The 22,459-nt window shown below is 69.5% G+C and carries 19 protein-coding genes and 1 pseudogene; 17 read left to right on the top strand and 3 right to left on the bottom strand.

From position 1 onward, the window contains the following. The first annotated feature begins 155 nt into the window (after positions 1–155). The 11 genes from GEV07_16335 to GEV07_16285 all read left to right on the top strand — a co-directional run bounded on the left by GEV07_16335 (position 156) and on the right by GEV07_16285 (position 12,228). Positions 156–1,763 carry a hypothetical protein gene (locus GEV07_16335; GenBank protein MQA04220.1) on the top strand — a complete coding sequence of 536 codons (1,608 nt, stop codon included), beginning with the start codon at positions 156–158 and terminating at the stop codon, positions 1,761–1,763. 5 nt (positions 1,764–1,768) lie between these two features. Beyond that, complete coding sequence (locus tag GEV07_16330) at positions 1,769–2,716, top strand: ABC transporter permease subunit (GenBank protein MQA04219.1); 948 nt, start codon at positions 1,769–1,771, stop codon at positions 2,714–2,716. Next, the gene (locus GEV07_16325) at positions 2,713–3,582 is read left to right on the top strand and encodes an ABC transporter permease subunit (GenBank protein ID MQA04218.1); all 870 of its coding nucleotides are present in this window, start codon (positions 2,713–2,715) and stop codon (positions 3,580–3,582) included. The genes GEV07_16330 and GEV07_16325 overlap by 4 nt, the downstream gene beginning before the upstream one ends. A gap of 18 nt (positions 3,583–3,600) precedes the next feature. Continuing rightward, positions 3,601–4,419, top strand: a complete 819-nt coding sequence (locus GEV07_16320) for a creatininase family protein (GenBank protein MQA04217.1) — start codon at positions 3,601–3,603, stop codon at positions 4,417–4,419. Then, positions 4,398–5,405, top strand: a complete 1,008-nt coding sequence (locus GEV07_16315; GenBank protein ID MQA04216.1) for an ATP-binding cassette domain-containing protein — start codon at positions 4,398–4,400, stop codon at positions 5,403–5,405. The genes GEV07_16320 and GEV07_16315 overlap by 22 nt, the downstream gene beginning before the upstream one ends. Then, positions 5,402–6,430 (top strand): ATP-binding cassette domain-containing protein, encoded by a 1,029-nt coding sequence (locus GEV07_16310; protein MQA04215.1) that lies wholly within the window; start codon positions 5,402–5,404, stop codon positions 6,428–6,430. Before GEV07_16315 ends, GEV07_16310 begins: the two co-directional genes overlap by 4 nt. Positions 6,431–6,443: 13 nt before the next feature. After that, positions 6,444–7,229, top strand: coding sequence for a hydrolase (locus tag GEV07_16305; GenBank protein MQA04214.1), 786 nt, complete (start codon positions 6,444–6,446; stop codon positions 7,227–7,229). A 38-nt stretch (positions 7,230–7,267) separates the two neighbouring features. Beyond that, complete coding sequence (locus GEV07_16300; GenBank protein MQA04213.1) at positions 7,268–8,665, top strand: aminotransferase class I/II-fold pyridoxal phosphate-dependent enzyme; 1,398 nt, start codon at positions 7,268–7,270, stop codon at positions 8,663–8,665. Positions 8,666–8,770: 105 nt separating this feature from the next. Further along, positions 8,771–9,634 carry an amidinotransferase gene (locus GEV07_16295; GenBank protein ID MQA04212.1) on the top strand — a complete coding sequence of 288 codons (864 nt, stop codon included), beginning with the start codon at positions 8,771–8,773 and terminating at the stop codon, positions 9,632–9,634. A gap of 14 nt (positions 9,635–9,648) precedes the next feature. Then, positions 9,649–10,107, top strand: coding sequence for an AsnC family transcriptional regulator (locus GEV07_16290; protein ID MQA04211.1), 459 nt, complete (start codon positions 9,649–9,651; stop codon positions 10,105–10,107). 438 nt (positions 10,108–10,545) lie between these two features. Next, a complete protein-coding gene (locus GEV07_16285; GenBank protein ID MQA04210.1) occupies positions 10,546–12,228 on the top strand; it encodes a methyltransferase domain-containing protein in 1,683 nt (560 codons plus the stop codon). Between the two features lie 62 nt (positions 12,229–12,290). Here the strand turns inward: GEV07_16285 and GEV07_16280 are convergent, their stop codons facing one another. Then, positions 12,291–13,160 carry a helix-turn-helix domain-containing protein gene (locus GEV07_16280; GenBank protein ID MQA04209.1) on the bottom strand — a complete coding sequence of 290 codons (870 nt, stop codon included), beginning with the start codon at positions 13,158–13,160 and terminating at the stop codon, positions 12,291–12,293. 132 nt (positions 13,161–13,292) lie between these two features. Between GEV07_16280 and GEV07_16275 the strand changes: the two genes are divergently transcribed. The 6 genes from GEV07_16275 to GEV07_16250 are packed head-to-tail and all read left to right on the top strand — an operon-like array spanning position 13,293 to position 19,078. Then, on the top strand, positions 13,293–14,843 hold the full coding sequence (locus tag GEV07_16275; GenBank protein ID MQA04208.1) for a transporter: 1,551 nt from the start codon (positions 13,293–13,295) through the stop codon (positions 14,841–14,843). Further along, a complete protein-coding gene (locus GEV07_16270) occupies positions 14,840–15,790 on the top strand; it encodes a hydroxyacid dehydrogenase (GenBank protein MQA04207.1) in 951 nt (316 codons plus the stop codon). Before GEV07_16275 ends, GEV07_16270 begins: the two co-directional genes overlap by 4 nt. A gap of 19 nt (positions 15,791–15,809) precedes the next feature. Beyond that, the gene (locus tag GEV07_16265) at positions 15,810–16,580 is read left to right on the top strand and encodes a hypothetical protein (protein ID MQA04206.1); all 771 of its coding nucleotides are present in this window, start codon (positions 15,810–15,812) and stop codon (positions 16,578–16,580) included. A 17-nt stretch (positions 16,581–16,597) separates the two neighbouring features. After that, a complete protein-coding gene (locus GEV07_16260) occupies positions 16,598–17,722 on the top strand; it encodes a hypothetical protein (protein ID MQA04205.1) in 1,125 nt (374 codons plus the stop codon). Then, positions 17,593–18,213, top strand: coding sequence for a hypothetical protein (locus GEV07_16255; protein ID MQA04204.1), 621 nt, complete (start codon positions 17,593–17,595; stop codon positions 18,211–18,213). Before GEV07_16260 ends, GEV07_16255 begins: the two co-directional genes overlap by 130 nt. 28 nt (positions 18,214–18,241) lie before the next feature. Next, positions 18,242–19,078, top strand: a complete 837-nt coding sequence (locus tag GEV07_16250; GenBank protein ID MQA04203.1) for a TIM barrel protein — start codon at positions 18,242–18,244, stop codon at positions 19,076–19,078. Here the strand turns inward: GEV07_16250 and GEV07_16245 are convergent. Next, positions 19,075–20,803 (bottom strand): annotated as a pseudogene (locus tag GEV07_16245) (dihydroxy-acid dehydratase). The gene GEV07_16250 and the pseudogene GEV07_16245 sit on opposite strands and share 4 nt — an antisense overlap. Before the next feature lie 10 nt (positions 20,804–20,813). Then, on the bottom strand, positions 20,814–22,457 hold the full coding sequence (locus GEV07_16240) for a thiamine pyrophosphate-binding protein (protein MQA04202.1): 1,644 nt from the start codon (positions 22,455–22,457) through the stop codon (positions 20,814–20,816). Between the last annotated feature and the right edge of the window lie 2 nt (positions 22,458–22,459).

The raw sequence follows: 22,459 nt of genomic DNA, 5'->3' as shown, positions 1-22,459 counted from the left end.
TTGCCGTCGTGCCGGTGCAGCCGCCGGCCAGCCCGACCCCGCGGCGGCCGAACGCGCCGCGTGACCAGATTTTGTTCCGATACAAATAGGCTCTTGTTCCGGCCCTTCTGTATCACTAGCGTCGTCTCCGTCATCCCGCCGACTGGAGGCAGCGGATGCACGACTCCTCTCCGATCTTCAACCGCCGAGCGTTACTCCGCGGCTCCGCCGCTCTCGGGGTGATGGGCGCGCTCAGCGGCTGCGTCAACCCCACCGACCCGTCCGTCGTCAGCGACGAGCTCACCGAACGTGCCGCGGGCAAACCCAACCGCGGCGGCGTGTTGCGTTACGGGCTGTCCACGGACACCAGTGACCTCGAGCCGCATGTCAGCACCGGCTCCGCGTCCAACACCGTCAAGCAGCTCATCTACAACTCGCTGCTGAAGTACGACGACAACGGCGACATCGTCGGCGACCTCGCCACGGACTTCGGCTTCAGCGACCCGAAGACCTACGAGGTCACCATCCACCGCGGCGTCAAGTTCCACGACGGCTCGACCCTCACCGTCGACGACGTGGTGTTCACGATCGAGCGCATCATGGACGAGAAGACCGCCGCGACCGACGCGTCGCAGTACGCCGACGTCACGCGGGTCGAGGCGATCGGCGCCGACAAGGTGGTTTTCCACCTGCGCCAGCCGAACGTCGTGCTGCCACACGCGCTGGCGTCCGCCAGCTCGCCGATCGTGTCGAAGGCGTGGATCGAGAAGGGCGTCGACCCGCGTACGCAGACGATGGGCACTGGTCCGTTCCGGCTCGTCGAACGCGTACCGGGCGTGAGCATCACGCTGAAGCGGTTCGACGAGTACTTCGAGGACGGCCTGCCGTACCTCAACGGCATCCAGTTCCTCCCGATGGAGGACGACTACGCACGGGTCAGCGCACTGCGCAGTGCGGTCGTCGACTTCATCGACTACGTGCCGCCCACGCACCTGGACGTACTGACGAAGGCCCGCGGTGTGCGCATCGCCTCGGACAGCACGTTCGGTTTCGGCTACGTAGGTTTCGTGCTCGGCCGCAAGCCACTGCGCGACATCCGGGTCAGGCAGGCGTTCGCGTACGGCATCGACCGCAAGGCCGTGCTACAGACCGCGTTCCTCGACCACGGCGAGCCGATGACCGGCGGCCTGCTCGCCAAGGGCATGCTCGGGTACGACCCGGACCTCGCCGACAGGTACCCCTACGACCCGGACCGCGCGAAGAGCCTGCTGCGCAAGGCCGGTTTCGGCAAGCTCGACATCGACATGGTCACCACCAGCTCGTACTCGGTCATCGACCGGCCGGCTCAGGGCATGCTGCCGTCGCTGCGCGGTTCCGGCGAGGACACGAAGCTCGTACGCCAGGAGTGGCTGACGTTCAGGAAGACCGTCGAGGCGAAGACGTTCCCCACGCACGCGTGGGGCACCGCCATCGAGCACAGCGACCCGGACGCGCTGAGTGTCGTGCTCGGCTCCGACAGCCCCAACGCGCAGTACCTGGAGTTCAAGGACGAGCGCATCGACTCGCTGCTCGCCCAGGGACGCAGGGAGACCGACGAGGGCAAGCGCGCCGACATCTACCGCGAGGTGGAGAACCGCACCCTCGACCTGCTGCCGTGGACGTACACCGTGCGCCGGGTGCAGGCCGAGGCAATGCGCGACTACGTCAAGGGCTACGCGCACCCGCGGAAGGGCGCCTGGACCCAGACGGCGCTACGCAAGGTGTGGCTGGAGAGGCGGGAATAACAGCGATGGGAACTTTCCTGATCCGCCGGCTCGGCCTGCTGCTCGTGCAGCTGTTCATCGCGGGCTCGTTGATCTTCGTCGTGGTACGACTCATTCCCGGCGACCCCGCACGCGCGGCCCTGGGTGACACGGCCACCAAGGAACAGGTCGCCGAGATCCACGCAAAGCTCGGCCTGGACCAGCCGTTGCTCGTGCAGTTCGGCCAGTTCTGGGCCGACCTGTTCCGCGGCTCGCTCGGCGAGAGCCTGATCAGCGGCCGACCGGTGCTCACCGACATCGGCCTGCGCTTCGGCAACACGCTGGAGCTCGTGCTGCTCAGCGTGCTCCTCGCGGTGGTCATCGGCATCCCGCTCGGCGTCGCCGCGGCCCGCCGCGCGGACCGGGCGCACGACTACGTCATCACGTCCACCGCGGTGGTCGGGCTCTCATTGCCGGTGTTCGTGCTGGGCACCCTGCTCGTGCTGCTGTTCAGCGTGACCATCCCCGTCCTGCCGCCGACCCGGTTCGTGACGTTCACCGAGGATCCGCTCACCCACCTCAGGCTGATCGTGCTCCCTGTGGTGACGCTCGCCGCGAGCACGACGGCCGTCGTGGTGCGGATGACCAGGTCCGCCATGTTGGAGGTGCTCTCCTCCGACTTCGTACGGACGGCGCGGGGCAAGGGCATCGGTGAGCGCCGCGTGGTGGTCGCCCACGCACTGCGCAACTCGATGAACCCGGTGACCAGCGTTGTCGGCCTCGAGCTTGCGACGCTGCTCGGTGGCACGGTCATCGTGGAGACGATCTTCGGCTGGCCGGGGCTCAGCTCGCTGCTGATGTCCGGCGTGGAGTCGCGGGACTACCCGGTGATCCAGGGCGTCGTGCTGGTGATCGCAGCGCTGACCATCCTCATCAACCTGGCCGTCGACGTCGCGTACCGGCTCATCGACCCGCGGATCGGAGTCTCGACATGAGTGCCACCACGATCCAGCTCCCCGTACTCACCGGGCAGAGCACCGGGATGGCGCGGCGGATGCTGCGCAACCGCCGGGTCGCCGTCTGCGGCGCGGTGCTCGTGGTCGTCGGCCTGCTCGCGCTGTTCGCCCCGTGGATCGCACCGTACGACTACCGCGACCCGGTGGGGCTGCCGCTGTCCGCGGCCGGCAGCGTCGGCTGGATCGGCACCGACGACTTCGGCAGGGACGTACTCTCCCGGCTGATCCACGGCAGCCGGGTGTCGCTCGGCGTCTCCGTGCTGGCCGTCGCGATCGCCGTCTTCTTCGGCACCCTCATCGGTCTGGTCGCCGGGTACTTCCGCGGTGCGACGGAGACCGTCACCATGCGGGGCATGGACATCCTGCTGTCGTTCCCGCCGGTCGTGCTCGCCGTCGCCGCGGTCGCCGCCCTCGGTCCCGAGCTGCGCAACGTAGTGATCATCATCGGGGTGCTCTACGTCCCACGGTTCGCGCGCATCGTCTACGGCGCGGTGCTCTCGGTGGCGAAGATGGAGTACGTCACGGCGGCCCGCTCGATGGGCTCGGGCTCGCTGCGGATCCTGGCGAAGAGCGTGCTCCCCAACGTCACGGCACCGATCCTCGTGCAGACGTCGCTGAGCCTCGGGTTCGCCATCCAGATCGAGTCCGGGCTGAGCTTCCTCGGTCTCGGCGCGCAGCCGCCGCTGCCGTCGTGGGGCAGCCTGATCGCCACCGGCCGTGACTTCCTCGAGGTGCGGCCGATGCTGCTCATCGCTCCAGCCGTCGTCATCGCCATCACCGTGCTCGCGCTGAACGTGCTCGGTGACGGCCTCCGTGACGTGTTCGACCCACGCCGTCGCCACTGACCCGACAGGAGACACGCAATGACCAACCCGCGCACCTACGAGCTCGGCAGGATGTCGTGGACGGAAGCTCGAGAGGCGGCAGCGGACAACCCCGTCGTCCTCATCCCCGTCGGCGCCATCGAGCAGCACGGCCCGCACCTACCGTTGCACGAGGACGCGATCGTCGCCGACCACGTCGCGAAGCAGGTCGCCGCCGCGACCGGCGCGCTCGTCGCACCGGTGATGAACTACGGCCACTCCCCCATGTTCGCCGCGTACGCAGGCACGCTCAGCCTGCGCAGGGAGACCCTCACGGCGGTCATGGTCGACATCTGCGAAGGCTTGGTGTCGCACGGCTTCCGCCGCCTGGTGTTCGTCGACAACAACGGCGGCAACCAGGCGTCGGTGATGGCGGCCGCGTTCGAGATGCGCACCAAGCACGGCATCCTGATGGGCTCGCTCTACCCGTGGCAGCTCGGCTACCAGCTGATGCGCTCGGCGTACGACGACCCGGACAAGGTCTACGGGCACGGCGCTGAGCCCGAGCTGTCGGCGATGCTCGTGATGTTCCCCGAGCAGGTGCAGCACGACCGCATCGAAGGCGGTGAGCTGCAGGGCATCGAGGGCTGGCGGCCGCACAGCTACAACGGCGTCGCCGTACCCGGTTACGACGTGCCGGGCACGGTCTACTGGGACTTCTCCGACGTGAGCCGAAGCGGTGTCAGCGGCGACACCTCGGTCGCCAGCGAGGAGACCGGCAAGGTCTGGGTGGAGCGGGTGATCGGCTTCTGCACCGCGTTCGTCCGCGAGTTCGACGCGAACACCAAGGACACCTCATGGGCACAGCAACCGGAGTGACCACCGACCAGGACGTCATCCTGCGGGTCGACGACCTACATGTCTCGTTCCACACCGAAGGCGGCGAGGTGCGGGCGGTGCGCGGGCTCGACCTGGAGCTGCGCCGCGGCGAGATCGTCGGCATCGTCGGCGAGTCCGGGTCGGGCAAGTCCACCGCGAGCCTGGCGCTGCTCGGCCTGCTGCCCGACAACGCCACCGTGCGCGGCGGCGCGTACCTCGACGACGTCGACCTGACCCGGCTGACCCGCGCCGACCTGGACGCGCAGCGCGGCAACCGGATCGCCATGATCTACCAGGACCCGATGACGGCGCTCAACCCGGTGGTACGGGTCGGCGCCCAGATCGCCGAGGCGTACCGGGCGCACCACAGGGGCGCATCCAAGGAGGAGGCGTACGAGCGTGCGGTGGAGATGCTCGACCTGGTCGGCATCCCGGACGCCGCGACGCGCGCACGTGCCTACCCGCACGAGTACTCCGGCGGGATGCGCCAGCGCGTGGTCGTGGCGATGGCGCTCGTCAACGACCCGGCCGTGCTCGTCGCCGACGAACCCACGACCGCGCTCGACGTCACGGTGCAGGCGCAGGTGCTCGAGCTGGTGCTGTCGCTGCGGGAGCGGCTGGGCGTCGGCGTGCTCCTCATCACCCACGACCTCGGTGTGATCGCGCGGGTCGCCGACCGGGTCATCGTGATGTACGCGGGGCGCCCGGTGGAGCTGGCGACCGTCGACGACCTGTTCGCGCACCCGGCCATGCCGTACACCACGGCGCTACTGCATGCGCTGCCGGGCGCCGCGAGCCGCCGGGAGGCGCTGCACCCCATCCCCGGTCAGCCCCCGTCGATGAGCCGGCTGCCGGCCGGCTGCCCGTTCGCACCCCGCTGTCAGAAGGCCGACGACGTCTGCACCGCGGAAGAGCCCGCGCTCACGCAGGTGTCCGACGCCCACCTGGCGGCCTGCCATCACCCGGACTCGGGAGGCCAGCCGTGAGCACAACGACGGTCACAGCGACACCGGTCCTCGCCGTCGAGGATCTGGTCACCACCTACCCGGCCCCGCCGTATGACGTCCTCGGCCGGCCCCGCGGCACGGTGCATGCGGTGTCGTCGGTCTCGCTGACCGTGCACGGGGCCGAGACCGTCGGCGTGGTCGGCGAGTCCGGCTGCGGTAAGTCGACGCTCGGCCGCAGCGTGCTCGGCCTGGAGAAGGGCGCCGCGGGAACCGTCCGGATCTGCGGCGAGGAGATCCTGGGCCGCAGCTACGGCAGCACCCGTGCACTGTGCGCCCGTGCGCAGATGGTGTTCCAGGACCCGTTCGCCTCGCTGAACCCACGGCTGTCCGTCGGCGACCTGGTCGCGGAGCCGCTGAAGATCCACGGCAGGTGGAACGGCAGCACCGGCCGCGAGACGGTGGCCAAGCTGCTCACCGAGGTGGGTCTGGAGGCCGACCACGCGTCCCGCTACCCGCACGAGTTCTCCGGCGGGCAGCGGCAACGGATAGGCATCGCCAGGGCGCTGGCGTTGCAGCCCGACCTGCTGATCCTCGACGAACCGGTCTCCGCGCTCGACGTCTCGGTGCAGGCCGGCGTGCTCAATCTGCTCGACGAGCTGCAGCGGGCGCACGACCTCGCGTACCTGTTCATCGCGCACGACCTCTCCGTCGTGCACCACATCAGCGACCGGATCGCGGTCATGTACCTCGGCAAGATCGTCGAGCTCGGCGACGCCGACGCGGTGTACGAGCCGCCGGCCCACCCGTACACGACGGCGCTGCTGTCCGCGGTGCCCGCGCCCGACCCGAAGCTCGAACGCGAGCGGCAACGGGTCGTGCTCAGCGGCGACGTGCCGAAGCCGACGAACCCGCCGAGCGGCTGCCGGTTCCGCACCAGGTGCTGGAAGGCGACGGAGATCTGCGCCACCGAGGAGCCGCCACTGGTCGGCCCCGCCGGGCACCAGGTCGCGTGCCACCACCCAGAACGTCCCGTGTCCACCACACCCGCAGCACCGGCCAGCTAGAAGGAGAACCGCGATGTACGTCGCCGCCCACCAGTTCGACGTGTCCGAGGACAAGGACACCAACCTGCAGCAGATCCGCAAGGCCGTGCACTCCGCCGCGGAGGCGGGCGCGCGCCTGGCGGTGCTGCCCGAGGCCGCGATGGTGGCCTTCGAGGCGGGCCGCGAGCGCATCCGTACGGCGGCCGAGCCGATGGACGGCCCGTTCGTCACCGGGCTGCGGGAGCTGAGCAAGGAGACGGGCACCGCCGTCATCGTCGGCGTGCACGAGCCCAGTGGGCAGGACCGCGTGTACAACACGAACGTCGTCGTCGACGACGGTGAGCTGGTCGCCGCGTACCGCAAGCTGCACCTCTACGACGCCCTCGGCAACCAGGAGTCCGAGCACGTGACGCCTGGCTCGGACACGCCACCTGTCGTGCACATCGACGGCATGAAGATCGGCGTGCTCACCTGCTACGACCTGCGCTTCCCCGAGGTGTTCCGGGTGCTCGTCGACGCCGGCGCGGAGGCGATCACCATCTCCGCCGCCTGGGTGCGCGGGCTCTACAAGGAGGAGCACTGGAACACGTTGCTGCGGGCGCGGGCGATCGAGAACACCACCTGGATCGTGGCCAGCGGCGAGGTCGGGCCACGCAACAGCGGCAACAGCCAGGTGATCGACCCGTTCGGCGTGATCGTCGCCGGCGCCGGCGAGGAGACCACTACCTGCTACGCGCACGTCGAGGCCGAGCGCGTCCGCACCGTCCGCGCCAAGCTACCCTCACTCGAACACCGCAGGTACTCCGTCGTGATGCACTGAGCATCCTGCCTGCGGTGACGCGGAGGTAGTGGACCCAGGTGGAGTCGAACTCGCCGGCAGCCGACGCCCTCGGCCCGGCTCGGATCCCGGCGGCCGATCTCGCCGCCGCCATCGACGAGCCGACGGCCAAGGGCATCGCTGCCGGCGTCGACCACCTGGTACGAACCGGCCGGCTGCGCGCCGGCACGGCGCTGCCCACCGTCCGCGCGCTCGCCACCGCACTGCGGATGAGCCCGACCACCGTCGCGGAGGCCTGGCGGGTGCTCAGCTCCGCCGGCACCATCGAGACGCTCGGCCGCCGCGGCACGTTCGTCACCGGCTGGGACCCCACCGCGTACCTGCCGGACAACGCGCTCGGCAGGAAGGCGGAGCTGCTCTACGACCTGCGGCTGGCGGTGCCGGAACCGGAGTTCCTGCCGGACATGCGGCGCGCGCTGGCCCGCGCGGCCGACTACGTCGACACCGGCCTGAACGAGTACCACGCGGACCAGGTCATCGGCCCGCTCGTCGAGTACGCGCAACGGACCTGGCCGTTCCCGTTCCAGCGGCTCACCTGTGCGTACGGCGGCTACGACGCGCTCTTCCTGCTCTGCGAGGTGCTGATCAAGCCGGGTCGCCGCGTCGTGGTGGAGAACCCGACGAGCGCGACGGCGATCGAGATCATCGAGGCGCTCGGCGGTGAGATGCTGCCGGTGCCGTGCGACGACAAGGGCATGCTGCCCGAGCAGCTGCGCGCAGCACTGGCCAAGAACCCGGCGGCCGTGCTCGTGCAGCCGCGCTGCGCGTGCCCGGACGGCCGCTCGCTGACCCCGGCCAGGGCGAAGGAGCTCGCGACGGCGATCGCGAAGTGCCCGGCCAAACCGGTGGTCATCGAGGACGACGCGATCCCCGAGCTCGCGCAGACGCCGCCGGTCACGCTCGGCACCCGGCTGCCCGACCAGGTCGTGCACATCCGGGGGTGGAGCAAGTCACACGGCCCGGACCTGCGGCTGGCGCTGATCGGCGGCGCTGCGGACATCGTGGAGCGGGCGATCGGCCACCGCCAACTCGGTGCCGTGTGGACGTCCCGACTGCTCCAGGGCGCGTTCGCCGCCATGCTCGCCGACGCCGGCTCGCGCCGCCGGGTGGCGAAGGCCGCCGGCGAGTACACCAGGCGCAGAGAGCTGCTGGCGGACGCGCTCGCGGCCCGGGGCGTGCCGACGTACGCCCGCGACGGGCTCGCCCTCTGGGTCCCCGTACACGACGAGCGCACGGCGCTCGTGGAGCTTGCCTCGCACGGCCTGGGCGCCGGCCCCGGCAGCCGGTTCGCGCTGCCGCCCATCCCCGGCGGCGACCACCTGCGCGTGGCCACCTCGCGGCTGCGGCCGGAGGACGCGGAGACGGTCGCCGACCTGCTCGCCGCCGCCGGCCGGCCACGCTCCTCCCGGATGGTCTGAGCCGTACGCAACGAATCGCGCCAGTACGGCGGAAGTACGCAACGAATCGCCGCTGCCTGCGCAAGATCCGCGTCCATACGCTGAACGAGCCGTATCCCGGAGGCGATGGAGGTAGTTGTGGTGCAGCTCGAGACAGTGGCGCGTCCGACACCGCTGCCGACCGCGCGGACCGCGCGGCCCCGGCACTACCTGATGTGCCCGCCCACCTACTTCGACGTGCGCTACGCGATCAACCCGTGGATGGACGTCACCGTCCCGGTTGACCACGAGCTCGCCGTGCGGCAGTGGCGACGTCTCGTCGAGGTCTACCGTGACCTTGGCCACACGGTCGACCTGATCGACCCGGTGGCCGGCCTGCCGGACATGGTGTTCGCCGCGAACGGCGCCACCGTCGTCGCCGGCCACGCGCTCACGGCGCGGTTCCACAGCGAGCAACGGGCCGCCGAGGCGCCCGCGTACCGGGACTGGCTGGTCGCCGCCGGCAGGTACCAGGTCCGCGCGGCGGAGTTCGTCAACGAGGGCGAGGGCGACTTCCTCGTCACCGACCGCTGGCTGCTCGCCGGCACCGGCTTCCGCAGCGAGCCGTCGTCGCACGCAGAGGCGCAGGAGTGGTTCGGCCGGCCGGTCATCGGCCTGCGGCTGGTCGACCCGCGCTTCTACCACCTCGACACGGCGCTGGCCGTGCTCGACGGCGACCAGGTCATGTACTACCCGGAGGCGTTCTCCGCCGGCAGCCGCGCCGTGCTCGCCGAGCTCTTCCCTGACGCGATCCTCGCGAGCCGCGCAGACGCCGCCGTGCTCGGCCTCAACGCCGTCTCTGACGGCCGGCACGTCGTCCTCGCGGCCGAGGCGCAGCAGCTGGCGGCACAGCTCGCCGACCACGAGTTCATCCCGCTCGGCGTGGAGATGTCCGAGCTGGTGAAGGCCGGCGGCAGCGTAAAGTGCTGCACCCTGGAGCTTCGCAGCTGATCAGGGGGCCTACCGTGCGGCTCGACCGCCTGGACGAACGGATCGTCGCGCTCCTGCTGGCCGACAGCAGGGCGAGCTACGCGCGCATCGGCGCCGCCGTCGGCCTCTCCGCGCCTGCGGTCAAGCGGCGGGTGGACAAGCTGCAGGCAGGCGGCGTGATCACCGGCTACACCGTGGCCGTGGACCCGGCGGCGCTCGGCTGGCAGACGGAGGCGTTCGTCGAGCTGTACTGCCAGGGCCGCACCTCACCGGAGCAGATCAAGAAGAGCCTGGTCAGACACCCCGAGGTCGTCGCCGCGTACACCATCACCGGAGACGCCGACGCGCTCATCCACATGCTCGCCGCCGACACCGGGCACCTGGAGAGCGCACTGGAACGCATCAGGGACGAACCGAACGTCGTACAGACCAAGAGCGTCATCGTTCTCTCCCGCTTGCTCGACCGCGCGACGATGCCCTCCATCTCACTGTGAGGGACACGCTGTTCTCATATAATGAGCGATGCGTCTCGCAAACTGAGACCTGCGAAGAATCCCGAGAAACATTTCACGCGTCCTCCGGAGCTTTCGCGGGAGCCGTCATCAACGCTGGTCAGACCGAGAAAGTGGCGAGCCTTCCGCGCGCACACGCGCGCAGCTAGCGGCAGAATTGGCCGATCGCGGACTTGATATCTCCTGCGGATGCCCTAACTTAGATGCCGAGTACGCGATCCAGCGGGCGTGAACTTTCGCAATCGCGCGAGAACTGGCAATGGGGCCGGTTCGAAGGACGACGGCGCGACCCGCGCGTGCGGATGACTGGTGGGCGAAAGCCGGCGATCTGCGTGCTCGAGATGCGCGCGAGCCGTCGTCCGCCGGAGCGCCAAGCGGTCCGCTCTTACAGGGACCGCACGACGAGCAGGCGGGAGAGGTATGCCGAGCCATACGACCGAGCACGATCCCTCGACCTTCGAGGTGACGAGCAACAGTCAACAGCTCTTTGGTGACGACCCCATCGAGGTCCGTGACACCGACCACTACACGGCGGAGTACGTGGAAGACTTCGTCGACAAGTGGGATGAACTCATCGATTGGAAGCGACGCTCGAAAAGCGAGGGTCGCTTCTTTATTGACCAGCTGAAGTCGCGTGGTGTCACATCGGTCTTGGATGTGGCGACGGGTACCGGATTTCACTCCGTACGCCTCCTCGAAGAAGGTTTCGAGACCGTCAGCGCCGACGGCAGCGCCGAGATGCTCGCCAAGGCGTTCGCCAACGGCATCAAGAACGACAACAAGATTCTCCGGCTCGTGCACGCCGACTGGCGCTGGCTCAGCCGTGACGTCCACGGCGAGTACGACGCGATCATCTGCCTGGGGAACTCGTTCACCCATCTCTTCTCCGAGCGCGATCGTCGCAAGGCACTCGCCGAGTTCTACGCCATGCTCAAGCATGACGGCGTACTGATCCTCGATCAGCGCAACTACGACGCGATCCTCGACAACTCGTTCTCGACGAAGCACACGTACTACTACTGCGGCGAAGAGGTGTCCGCGGAGCCCGAGTACGTCGACGAGGGTCTCACGCGGTTCCGCTACACGTTCCCTGACCAGTCGCAGTTCCACCTGAACATGTACCCGCTGCGCAAGAACTACACGCGCAAACTGCTACGCGAGGCGGGATTTCAGGCTATCGAAACGTACGGCGATTTCCAGGAGACGTACGCGGAGGACGAGCCGGACTTCTTCATCCACGTAGCCGAGAAGGGCTATGTCAAGGATGACGAGCTGACCGCTACGTATTCCACTGCCGTGCACACTGCGCGTGATTACTACAATTCCGACGACGCAGACAACTTCTATTTCCACGTGTGGGGTGGCGAGGACATTCACGTCGGCCTCTACCAGACGCCCGACGAGGACATCTTCGACGCCAGCAGGCGCACCGTCGAGACGATGGCCAGCCAGGTCACGCTCACCCCGTCGACCCGGGTGCTCGACCTGGGCGCCGGCTACGGCGGCGCGGCCCGCTACCTGGCCGCCACCTACGGCTGCCAGGTGACGTGTCTCAACCTCAGCGAGGTCGAGAACGAGCGCAACCGGCAGATGAACGTCGAGCAGAACCTCGACCACCTGATCAACGTCGCCGACGGGTCCTTCGAGGAGCTGCCGTTCCAGGACAACGGCTTCGACGTCGTCTGGTCGCAGGACGCGTTCCTGCACAGCGGTGACCGCGAGCGGGTGCTCGAGGAGGCGGGCCGAGTGCTCGTCCCCGGCGGGCACATCGTCTTCACCGACCCGATGGCGGCGGACGGCTGCCCGAAGGAGAACCTGACGCCGATCCTGGCCAGGCTCAACCTGGACACCATGGCCAGCCCGGACTTCTACCGGGAGCAGCTCGGCCGCGTGGGCATGAAGTCGGTGGAGTTCCACGACCTCACCGAGCAGCTGCCGCGGCACTACGGCCGGGTGCTCGCCGTCCTCGAGCAGGTCGAGTCCGAGCTGGAGGGCAAGGTCAGCGCGGAGTACCGCACAAAGATGAAGGAAGGCCTGCGGAACTGGGTCAACGGCGGCAACGCCGGCAACCTCGCCTGGGGCATCTTCCACGCCAGGGCCTGACCCCACGTACGACACCACGACGGTCCGCGCGGTCATCGACCGCGCGGCCCGTCGTCGTTGCGTCAGCCGATCGCGGCACGGGCGCGGTGTTCGGTCACCAGGTCTCGCTTGGCGTCGAGGAGGCGGTTCAGTATCTCGTCGCGCATCGGGCCGAAGCGGTGGTCGGAGATGGAGACGCTGATGGCCGCGTCGGTCGCGCCGCGTTCGCCGAACGGCACGGTGACGCCGAGGCAGCAGCGGCCGACGACCGTCTCGCCGTGTTCCTCCGAGTAGCCGGCCGCGCGGGCCTCGCCCAGGTCCTGCAGCAGGTCGTCGATCGACGTGCGGCTGCGTCGCGTCAGCGGGCTCAGCTCACCGTGCTCGGCGAGGCGTCCCGCGAAGATCTCCCTGACCTCGTCGTCGGAGCGGTCGGCGAGCAGCGCCTTCCCGATGGCCGTGGTGTTCGCCGGCAGTAGCTTGCCGACCCGCGACACCGACACGACCGAGAGGTCGCCCTCCTCGCGCGCCAGGTACAGCACCTGGTCGCCCTGGAGGATGCCGAGGTTGGCGGTCTCGCGGGTGAACTCGGCGAGCCGGCGGAGTACCTGCCGTACGGACGCCAGCACCGGCACGGACGCGGAGAACGCGCCGCCGAGCTCGACCGCGGCCACGCCGAGCCTATAGTCGCCCGCCGGTCCGCGTACCACGAAGCTCCGGGACTCCAGCTCGGCGACGACACGGTAGATCAGCGACTTCGTCCGACCGGTGCGGGTGGCGATCTCGGCGACCGACACCCCGCCGCTGGTACGGGCCAGGAGCAGCAGCGTCTCCGCCGCGGCCGCGGCGGCGGGCGCGGCGTACTTCCTGGACTCCCCGCTGCTGCCGGCTGTCACTGCACCACCTCCGCACCTCGCTGTCCGTCGCAGTGCCCGAACACGCAGAGCACCGCCCATACGCGGTCAACCAGGACATCTCGCCGCGCGTGGGCCTCTCGATCGACGCCCACACGGCGGCCTTCGTGACCTCCCGTAACTCTAGTGAACCGCTAGTTCACATGTGGATCGCATCCGGTTGGAAGAGAATGTATGGTATACGCTGCACGGCATGCCATCCCTCGACGAGGAGGACTGGTGGACTGGAGCCTGGTCGTTCAGGAGTGGCTGCTGCTGCCCGGCGCCTTCCTCGAGATCTTCACCAGCCCGGTCACGCTCCTCTCCCTCGTCGTCGGCGGGCTCATCGGCATCTGCGTCGGGATGTTGCCCGGCCTGACTGCGGTCATGGCGATGTCGTTGCTGCTCGGCTTCATGCTCGGCCTCCCGGTCGAGGCCGGCATGGGCCTGCTGATCGGCGTCTACACCGGCGCCATCTACTCCGGCAGCATCACGGCGGTCATGCTCAACATCCCGGGTACGCCCGCGGCCGCCGCGACCACGCTGGACGGGTTCCCGCTGGCCAAGCAGGGCCGTTCGCGCGAGGCCGTCGGCACGGTGACGTGGGCGAGCTTCTTCGGCGAGTGGGTCGGGGAGATCGTCGGTTTCCTGCTCCTGCCGTTCGTCGCGGTGCTCGCGATGCTGCTCGGCGACTGGGAGCTCTTCCTCGTCGCGATGGTCGGCGTGCTACTCGCCGGCGGACTCGCGGGCAGCAGCCCCACCAAGGGCTGGATCGCCGCCCTGCTCGGCATCAGCGTCGCCATGATCGGCACCGACCCGATCTACGGCACCGAGCGGTTCGGCTACACCCCGGAGCTGATGCGCGGCATCGACTTCGTCCCCGCGCTCATCGGCCTCTTCGGCGTCGCCGAGGTGCTCTTCGTGCTCCGCTCGAAGCACCCGTACCGGTTGACCGGGGAGCCCGGCCGTGCCATCACCCGCTGGGACATCCTGCGCAAGCCTGCCAGCATCCTGAACATCGTCCGGTCCGGGCTCGTCGGCGTCGGCATGGGCATCGTCCCCGGCGCCGGCGAGTCGGCCGCCCCGTGGCTCGCCTACGACCTCGCCAAGCGGCGGTCCAAGGAGCCCGAGCTGTTCGGCAAGGGCTCGCACGAAGGGCTGATCGCCGCGGAGACGGCCAACAACGCGACGTCCGGTGGAGCGCTCGTACCGACGCTGACCCTTGGCATCCCGGGCAGCGGGCCGACGGCGATCCTGCTCGCCGCGTTGTTCATGTACGGGGTACAGCCAGGCCCCAATCTGATCGTCGAGGAACCGGGGTTCATCGCCACGACCATCGCCCTGTTCCTGATGTCCGCGATCGTCATGCGGCTGCTCGCCTACTTCGCGTCCACGTACTTCATCCGGTTGCTCTCCGTCCCCCGTGGCGTCATCCTGCCGATCGCGGTCACCCTGGGGTTCGTGGGCGCCTGGGGTGTCGGCTTCACGACCTTCGACATCCAGGTCGTGCTGGTCTTCGGGCTCGTCGGCTACATCTTGCGCAGCCGCGGCTTCCCACTCGCGCCCCTGGTGCTCGGCATTCTCGTCGGCCCCATCGCGGACAGGTCACTGCGCAGGGCGATCCTCACCTACGAGGGTGACTTCATCGGCATGCTGACCCGTCCGGTCGCGCTGGTACTCATCGCCGTGCTGGTGCTCATGCTCGCCCAGAACTGGTGGCGCCGACGCCGGGAGGGCACGAGATGACCGTGCGAGACCTCGTCTACGTCGAGGGCCCCATCCACCCCGAAGCCATGGCGCTGTTGGAGGAGCACGGCGACGTCGCGCTCGGGTTCGGGCCGCACGCCGTCCCGGTGACGGAGGTGTGCGACCGGGTGGCCGGGATCCTCATGCGCACCGGCCGTCTCGACGCCGACGTGATCGCGAACGCGCCGCACCTGCGGGTGATCGCGCGGCACGGCGTCGGCCTGGACTCCATCGACGTCGAGGCGGCGACCCGCGCGGGTGTCCTCGTGCTCATCACCTCGCAGGCGAACGCCGCATCGGTCGCCGAGCACACCGTCGGTCTGCTGATCGCCGCTGCCAGGCGGTACCGCGAGACGACCACAGTGGTGTCCGAGGGCGAGTTCGGGCGCCGCGACCAGCTCGTCGGCACCCAGCTCGCCGGCAGGACCCTGGCAGTGGTCGGTTACGGCCGGATCGGGCGCAGGGTCGGCGCCGTGGCCGAGGCACTCCAGATGGACGTACGCGTCCACGACCCGTACCTGCCGAGCGAGGCGCTGCCCACAGCACACGAACGGCTGGAGACCGCGCTCGACGCTGCGGACGCGCTCACGGTGCACGTACCGCTGACGCCGCAGACCAGCTCGCTGGTCGGTGCACGCGAGCTGGACCTGCTCGCACCCGCCGCCATCGTCGTCAACACCGCACGAGGCGGCGTCGTCGACGAGGCGGCACTGGCCGAACGGCTGCGCGACGGACGCCTGTCGGCAGCGGGAGTCGACGTCTTCGCCACCGAACCGCCCGTGCACTCGCCCCTGCTCGGCCTGGACAACGTGATCCTCACGCCGCACATCGCTGCGCACACCGCAGAAGCCATTCGGCGGATGTCGATCGACGCAGCGCACAACATCACGAGGGTGCTCGGCGGTGACGAGCCCGCCGCCGAGGTCACCGCCGTCAATCGGGGCTAGTGCAGATCAGGAGGAACACGTGTCCTTTCGGGAGAGAGTACGAGGCGGCGAGCAGCTCGTCGGCGCGATGATGTCGGACGTCACCAATCCCAACCTGGCGGTGATGCTCGCGACGGCGGGACTGGACTTCTTCATCATCGACATGGAGCACGGCACCTGCGACTGGTCCGACATGGCCGCGCTGGTCTCCACCGCACGCGGCTGGGGCATCACCCCCATGGTCCGCATCCCGGAAATCCGGCGCGAGACCGTGCTCAAGCCGCTGGACGCGGGCGCCACCGGACTCGTGGTCCCGCAGGTGGAGGAGGTCGCGCAGGTCGAGGAGGTGCTCGCGCACGCGAGGTACCCGGACACCGGCCGTCGCGGTGTCGCGCTTCGCCGCGCGCACAGCGCCTACGCCGCGCGCAACGCCACCGAGTACATGCAGCAGGCGAACGAGGAGACGCTCGTCCTGGTGCAGATCGAGACCAGACGCGGGCTGGACAATCTCGAGCAGCTCGCCAAGATCGACGGTCTCGGCGGCTTCCTCATCGGACCGTTCGACCTGTCCGTCGACATGGGGCTGCCCGCGGAGGTGAACCATCCCGACGTGCGGGCCGCCTTCCGGAAGGTCATCGACGTGGCCGAGCAGCACGGGATCGTCTCGGCGATCCACGTACAGGAGCCGGACACGGCCATCGAGCTCTTCGCCGAGGGCATGCAGGTGTGCTCGGTGAGCAGTGACATCAACATGATCGTCGACCAAGCCGCCGAGAACACCAGGAAGATACGCGAATCGCTGCAGCAGTGAACCATGTGGGAGGACCCATGTTGCGCACCCGTCCGCACAGTCACCACCCATCGAGACGAGGCGGCACGCCGGGACTCCGCGTCGCCGGTGCGGCGTTGGCGGTGGTCGCTCTTGCGGCGACCGCTTGCCAGACCCGCACCGCCACGGACGAGTTCCCGTTGCGTCCCATAAAGATCACCGTCGGCTGGTCGGCCGGTGGCAGCTCCGACCTGACCACCCGCGGCCTCGCCAAGGAGATGAAGGACGACCTCGGCGTGAACATCAACGTCGTCAACGTCGAGGGCGCCAACGGCGGCGTGGGCGGCGGCCAGGTGGCGAAGGAGGAGCCGAACGGCTACTCGTTGTTCGGCGGCGCCAACGTCGCCGGGGTCTGGCCGGTCATGGACGAGGCGGACGTCGGCTGGGAGGACTTCTACGCACTGCTCGCCGGGCCGTCACCGACGACCATCTACGTCAAGGACGACAGCGAGTACGAGACGGTCGGCGACCTCGTCGCGGCCATGAAGAAGGACCCGTCGATGCGTTACGGGACACCGGGGCCCGGCAGCAACGGGCAGATCTTCGGTGAGCTGCTCAAGGACGAGGCCGGGGTCAAGGCCAAGCACGTCCCGTACACCGGCGGCAGCGAAGCCGGCAAGTTCCTGAAGGCGGGCGAGATCGACTGGGCCGCCGTCACCCAGGGCGACCTCATCGACATGGCAGAAGCAGGTGACATGCGGCCGCTGGTCAACCTCTACGAGGAACCCGTCGAGGTCGCCGGGCACACCGTGCCGCCGATCACCGACGAGTACCCGAAGCTCGGCGCCTACACGGCCGTCAACCCGTGGTTCGGCATCTACGTGTCACGTGACACGCCACCGGCGGTCCTCCAGCGGCTGAGCAAGGCAGTGAAGCACGCGACCGAGCAGAAGGACTTCAAGAACCTGTACGAGGGCGATCTCGGTGGCATCGTGGACTTCACCACGGGAACGGACTCCGACAAGGCGATGGCGAGGCTGGAGTCCGGGCGAGCCTGGGCTCTGTACGAGCTCGGCGCCACGAAGAACGACCCGGAGAAGGTGGGCATCCCGACGGTGGAGAAGTTCTTCTGGCCGCCCCACGACCGCGCGAAGAAGGCCGAGCCGTGGCCGAAGGACCAGTGACGGACGAGGGTTCCCGGCAGCCGGAGGCACCGCCGACGGCTGCCGGCGACCTCGTCGTCGCGATCGTGCTGCTGCCGCTGTGCGCGTGGATCGTCAGGGAAGCCCTTGGCATGCCGCATCGCGGCGACCTCGGCTTGATGACCAGCCCGGGTTTCACGCCGATCCTCGTCAGCTGCGCGATCGCCTTGCTCAGCCTCGTCGTGCTGGCGAAAGCCGTGCGCGGGGGCGCGCTGCGCGCCCTGGCGCCGCGGTTGCGGGAACTGGCCCACAGTGCGGAGTCGCGCCGCGCGGTGGTGCTGTTCGCGCTGATGGTCGGCTACGCGATGCTGATCGGGCTGGTGCCCTTCCCCATCGTGACGGGCGCCTACCTGGTGGCCACCTTCGTGTTCCTGCGCTCGGGCAGCTGGGTGCAGATCGCGGTCGCTACTGCCGTCGGTGTCGTACTGACCGGCTTCGTCATCCCGTACGTCTTCTCCATGCCGCTACCGTGACCGCTCACCCGAGAGGAGCCGAGCCGCGATGAGATTCGCCGTCAACGTGTCCATGCTGTTCGTCGACCTGCCGATGAACCGACGACCGGAAGCCGCGAAACAGGCTGGGTTCGACGCGGTGGAGATGTGGTGGCCGTTCACCACACCTGAGCCCGCGGACGCCGAGGTGGACGCCCTGTTGAGCAGCATCGACGACGCCGGCGTCGAGCTCACCGGGTTGAACTTCGACGCCGGCGACATGCCCGCCGGCGACCGCGGGCTGGTGTCGCTGCCCGACCAGCAGGCCAGGTTCCGCGCCAACGTCCCTGTGGCGGTGGACATCGCGAAGCGCACCGGTTGCCGGGTGATCAACGCGCTGTACGGCAACCGGCAGGAGGACGTGGCCCCGTGGCGGCAGGACGAGTGTGCGCTCGCCAACCTCGCGTGGGCGGCGGACGCCGCGCACGGCGTCGCGACGGTCGTGCTCGAACCGTTGAACTCGTACGAGAACCCGCGCTATCCGGTGCTGCACACGACACACGGCCTCGACGTGATCCGCCAGGTGCAGGCCACCGGCGGCACGTCGATCGGCCTGCTGTACGACGCGTACCACATGCAGCGGATGGAAGGGAACCTGATCGACACGATCAGCCGGCACGGCGCCGAGTTCGCCCACATCCAGCTGGCCGACTCCCCCGGCCGCAGCACGCCGGGCACCGGCGAGATCGCGTTCGGCCGGGTGCTCGACGCACTGCAGGACACCGGCTACAGCGGCATGGTGGGCCTGGAGTACCGCAGCACCACACCCGACCCGTTCGGCTGGCTGTCTCCCTCGGCCCGCAGCGGCGAGCTCGACACCCGCCCGAGCGACCTCGTGACGGCCTAGTGGATCTCCGGCTCCTGGGTGGTGCCTGGGCGGGCGAGGAAGTCGAAGTCGCAGCCGTCGTGGGCTTGGCTGACGTGTTGGCAGAACATGGCGGCGTAGCCGCGGGTGTAGCGCACCGGCGGGGGTGACCACTCGGCTCTGCGGCGGTCCAGCTCGGCGTCGTCCACGAGCAGGTCGAGCCGGCGGGCCGGCACGTCCAGGCGGATCTGGTCGGCCGTCGCTCACCAGGGCGAGCGGCCCGCCGATGTGCGACTCCGGGGCCACGTGCAGCACGCACGTGCCGTAGCTGGTGCCGCTCATCCGCGCGTCGGAGATCCGGACCATGTCGCGCACCCCCTGCCGCAACAGGTGACGCGGTATCGGCAGCATCCCCCATTCCGGCATGCCAGGACCGCCCTGCGGGCCCGAGCCGCGCAGCACGAGCACCGAGTTCTCGTCCACGCCGCGCGCCGGGTCGTTGATCCGTGCCGCCATGTCGTTGTAGTCGTCGAACACCACCGTGGCGCCGGTGTGCGTGAGCAGCCGCGGGTCGGCGGCGCTGTGCTTGATGACGCAACCTGCGGGGGCCAGGTTGCCGCGCAGCACGGCCAGACCGCCCTCGGCGGGCACCGGGTTGGCCCGGTCCCTGATCACGTCGTCGTCGTACACGCCGGCGCGCTCCAGGTTCTCGCCGAGCGTTGCTCCGCTCACCGTCGGGCACGACAGGTCGAGCAGGTCGGTCAGCCGCGTCATCAGCCCCAGCAGGCCACCGGCGTACGCGAAGTCCTCCATCAGGTACGCGCCCGACGGGCGGATGTTCGCCAGCACGGGTACCTCGCGGCTGAGCTCGTCGAACTCGTCCAGCGCGAAGTCGACGCCGAACCGCCGTGCCATGGCAACCAGGTGGATGAGGGCGTTCGTGGACCCGCCGAGCGCGAGCACCACGATCACCGCGTTACGGAACGCCGCCCTCGTGCAGATGCGGGACGGGCGGGCGTCGTCGCGTACGAGGTCGACGATCCGCCGGCCGCTGTCGGCGGCCATCCGCGAGTGACCGGAGTCCGGCGCCGGTATCGAAGCCGCACCGGGCAGTGTGAGCCCCAGCGTCTCCACCACCGAGGTCATGGTGGACGCGGTGCCCATGGTCATGCAGTGACCCGCGGAACGTGCGATGCCGCCCTCGATCTCGCGCCAGTCGCACTCGGTGATCTGGCCGGCTTCGCGCTCGTTCCAGTAGCGCCACTGGTCGGTACCGCTGCCGAGCAGGTCGCCGCGCCAGCGGCCGCGCAGCATCGGTCCCGCGGGCACATAGATCGCCGGCAGGTCGACGCTCGCAGCGCCCATGACGAGAGCCGGCGTCGTCTTGTCGCAGCCGCCCATCAGCACGACGCCGTCGACCGGGTAAGAACGCAGCAGCTCCTCGGCCTCGATAGCCAGCAGGTTGCGGTAGAGCATGGTCGACGGCTTCTGGAACGGCTCGGCGAGCGAGATTGCCGGCAGCTCGAGCGGGAAGCCGCCGGCCTGCCACACCCCGCGCTTGATCTCCTCGGCGCGGTCCCTTAAGTGGCTGTGACAGGGGTTGATGTCGCTCCACGTGTTCAGCACGGCGATGGCCGGGCGGCCCTGGAAGTCCGCCTCGCTGTAGCCGAGCTGCTTGGCGCGGGACCGGTGGCTGAAGCTGCGCAGGTCGTCCGGTCAGAACCACCGCTGGCTGCGTAGCTTCGCCGGATCGAACTCGTTCGGCATCGCTGGCTCCTCAGTCCGGATGTAGGTCGGTGGCCAGCCGTCGCCCCGGTGCGATGAGGTCGGGATCGGTGACGACGTCCAGCACCATGGGCACCGGTGGCGAGCCGGCCGCGTGCACACCGGACAGCTCGCGCTCCAGCTCGTCCTCCGTGCGGACGGTGGCGGCACGGGCGCCGAGACCACGCGCGACGGTGGCGACGTCCACCGGGCCGATGTCGACCCCGGCCAGCCGGCCGTACGTCTGCGCCTGGTGCATGGCGATCGTGCCGTAGAGACCGTTGCGGAAGACGACGACGGTGAACGAGAGCCCGAGCCGCACTGCGGTCTCCAGCTCCGCTCCCGTCATGAGGAAACCACCGTCGCCCACGGCGGCGAGGACCGTACGCTGCGGGTCGGCGAGCTTCGCCGCGACCGCCGCTGGCACCGCGTACCCCATGGCGCCGTTGACCGGACCGAGCTGGGTGTGCGGCTCGGTGAAAAGCCAGTGCCGCTGCACGAACCCGGAGAAGTTGCCTGCGTCGTTGGTGACGACGGTGTCGCGCGGGAAGTGCCGGTGCAGTGCGGCCACCACCCGAGCCGGGTCGAGCCCGCTGCCCTGCGCCGTGTCGGCGGTGTCGACCCGGTGGTAGTCCTCGAAGAGCTGCCGCTCGGCCGACCAGTCGCGCTCCGGCGGCACGGCGGGTGCCGTACGCGCGAGCGCGGCCAGCACGCTGCCGGCGTCCGCAGCGAGGTGCCACGCCGACGCGGTGTCCACGCCGAGCGGCCGGGGGTCGACGTCGATCTGCACCACCCGCGCCGTGGGTGCCGGCAGCGTGTACCCCTGGCTGGTGATCTCGTCCAGCCCGGAACCGGCGAGCACGACCAGGTCGGCGTCGCGCAGCGCACGCGTCGTCTTCTCCGGGCGCAGCCCGAGGATGCCCAGGTAGTGCGGATGGTCGTTGGGGAACACGTCCTGCCGGCGGAAGCTGGTGTACACGCCGCAGGAGTAGCTCTCGGCCACCGCAACCAGCTCACGCCTGGCGTGCCGCACTCCGCCGCCGGCGATGAGCACCGGCCGGTCGGCGCCGCGCAGCTGCTCGGCGAGCTCGGCCACGTCGGCGTCGCTCGCCTGCGGCCCGGTCATGCCCTCCGCCACCGTGGCAGGCACGGGGACATGAACCGAGAGCAGGTCGGCCGGCAACGCGACGAGCACCGGGCCGGGGCGACCGGACACCGCCACCTGGTACGCACGGGCGACCAGCTCGCAGACCCGGTCGGCGCGGTGTGCCGTCACCGACCACTTCGTGATCGGCGCGAAGTACGCGGTGAGGTCGACCTCCTGGAACGCCTCCTTGTGCAGGTGCTGGGTCTCGACCTGGCCGAGCAGCACGATCATCGGCGTAGCGTCCTGGTACGCGGTGTGCACGCCGATCGCGAGGTTCGACGCGCCCACCCCGCGGGTGCCCATGGCGACCGCCGGCTGCCCGGTCAGCTTCGCGTCGGCCTCCGCCATGAACGCCGCACCTGACTCGTGCCTGGTGGACACCAGCTGCAGCCTCGGGTCGGACGACGCGGCCTCCAGCACCGGCAGGAAGCTCTCGCCGGGAACCGTGTAGAAGCGGCGCACACCGCGCGCGGCGAGTACGTCGACCAGCGCTCGGCCGGCCTCGTGCATCT

It is taken from the genome of Streptosporangiales bacterium, from assembly GCA_009379825.1.
In the GTDB taxonomy this organism is placed as follows: Bacteria; Actinomycetota; Actinomycetes; order Streptosporangiales; family WHST01; genus WHST01.
This window is presented reverse-complemented; position numbering and strand designations above follow the sequence as displayed.

Coding starts and splice junctions, on each gene's coding strand:
- GEV07_16285 (MQA04210.1), top strand. CDS start 10,546: ATGCCGAGCCATACGACCGAGCACGATCCCTCGACCTTCGAGGTGACG.
- GEV07_16280 (MQA04209.1), bottom strand. CDS start 13,160: ATGGGCGGTGCTCTGCGTGTTCGGGCACTGCGACGGACAGCGAGGTGC.
- GEV07_16305 (MQA04214.1), top strand. CDS start 6,444: ATGTACGTCGCCGCCCACCAGTTCGACGTGTCCGAGGACAAGGACACC.
- GEV07_16330 (MQA04219.1), top strand. CDS start 1,769: ATGGGAACTTTCCTGATCCGCCGGCTCGGCCTGCTGCTCGTGCAGCTG.
- GEV07_16240 (MQA04202.1), bottom strand. CDS start 22,457: ATGCACGAGGCCGGCCGAGCGCTGGTCGACGTACTCGCCGCGCGCGGT.
- GEV07_16270 (MQA04207.1), top strand. CDS start 14,840: ATGACCGTGCGAGACCTCGTCTACGTCGAGGGCCCCATCCACCCCGAA.
- GEV07_16260 (MQA04205.1), top strand. CDS start 16,598: ATGTTGCGCACCCGTCCGCACAGTCACCACCCATCGAGACGAGGCGGC.
- GEV07_16275 (MQA04208.1), top strand. CDS start 13,293: ATGGTATACGCTGCACGGCATGCCATCCCTCGACGAGGAGGACTGGTG.
- GEV07_16295 (MQA04212.1), top strand. CDS start 8,771: ATGGAGGTAGTTGTGGTGCAGCTCGAGACAGTGGCGCGTCCGACACCG.
- GEV07_16325 (MQA04218.1), top strand. CDS start 2,713: ATGAGTGCCACCACGATCCAGCTCCCCGTACTCACCGGGCAGAGCACC.
- GEV07_16315 (MQA04216.1), top strand. CDS start 4,398: ATGGGCACAGCAACCGGAGTGACCACCGACCAGGACGTCATCCTGCGG.
- GEV07_16320 (MQA04217.1), top strand. CDS start 3,601: ATGACCAACCCGCGCACCTACGAGCTCGGCAGGATGTCGTGGACGGAA.
- GEV07_16335 (MQA04220.1), top strand. CDS start 156: ATGCACGACTCCTCTCCGATCTTCAACCGCCGAGCGTTACTCCGCGGC.
- GEV07_16250 (MQA04203.1), top strand. CDS start 18,242: ATGAGATTCGCCGTCAACGTGTCCATGCTGTTCGTCGACCTGCCGATG.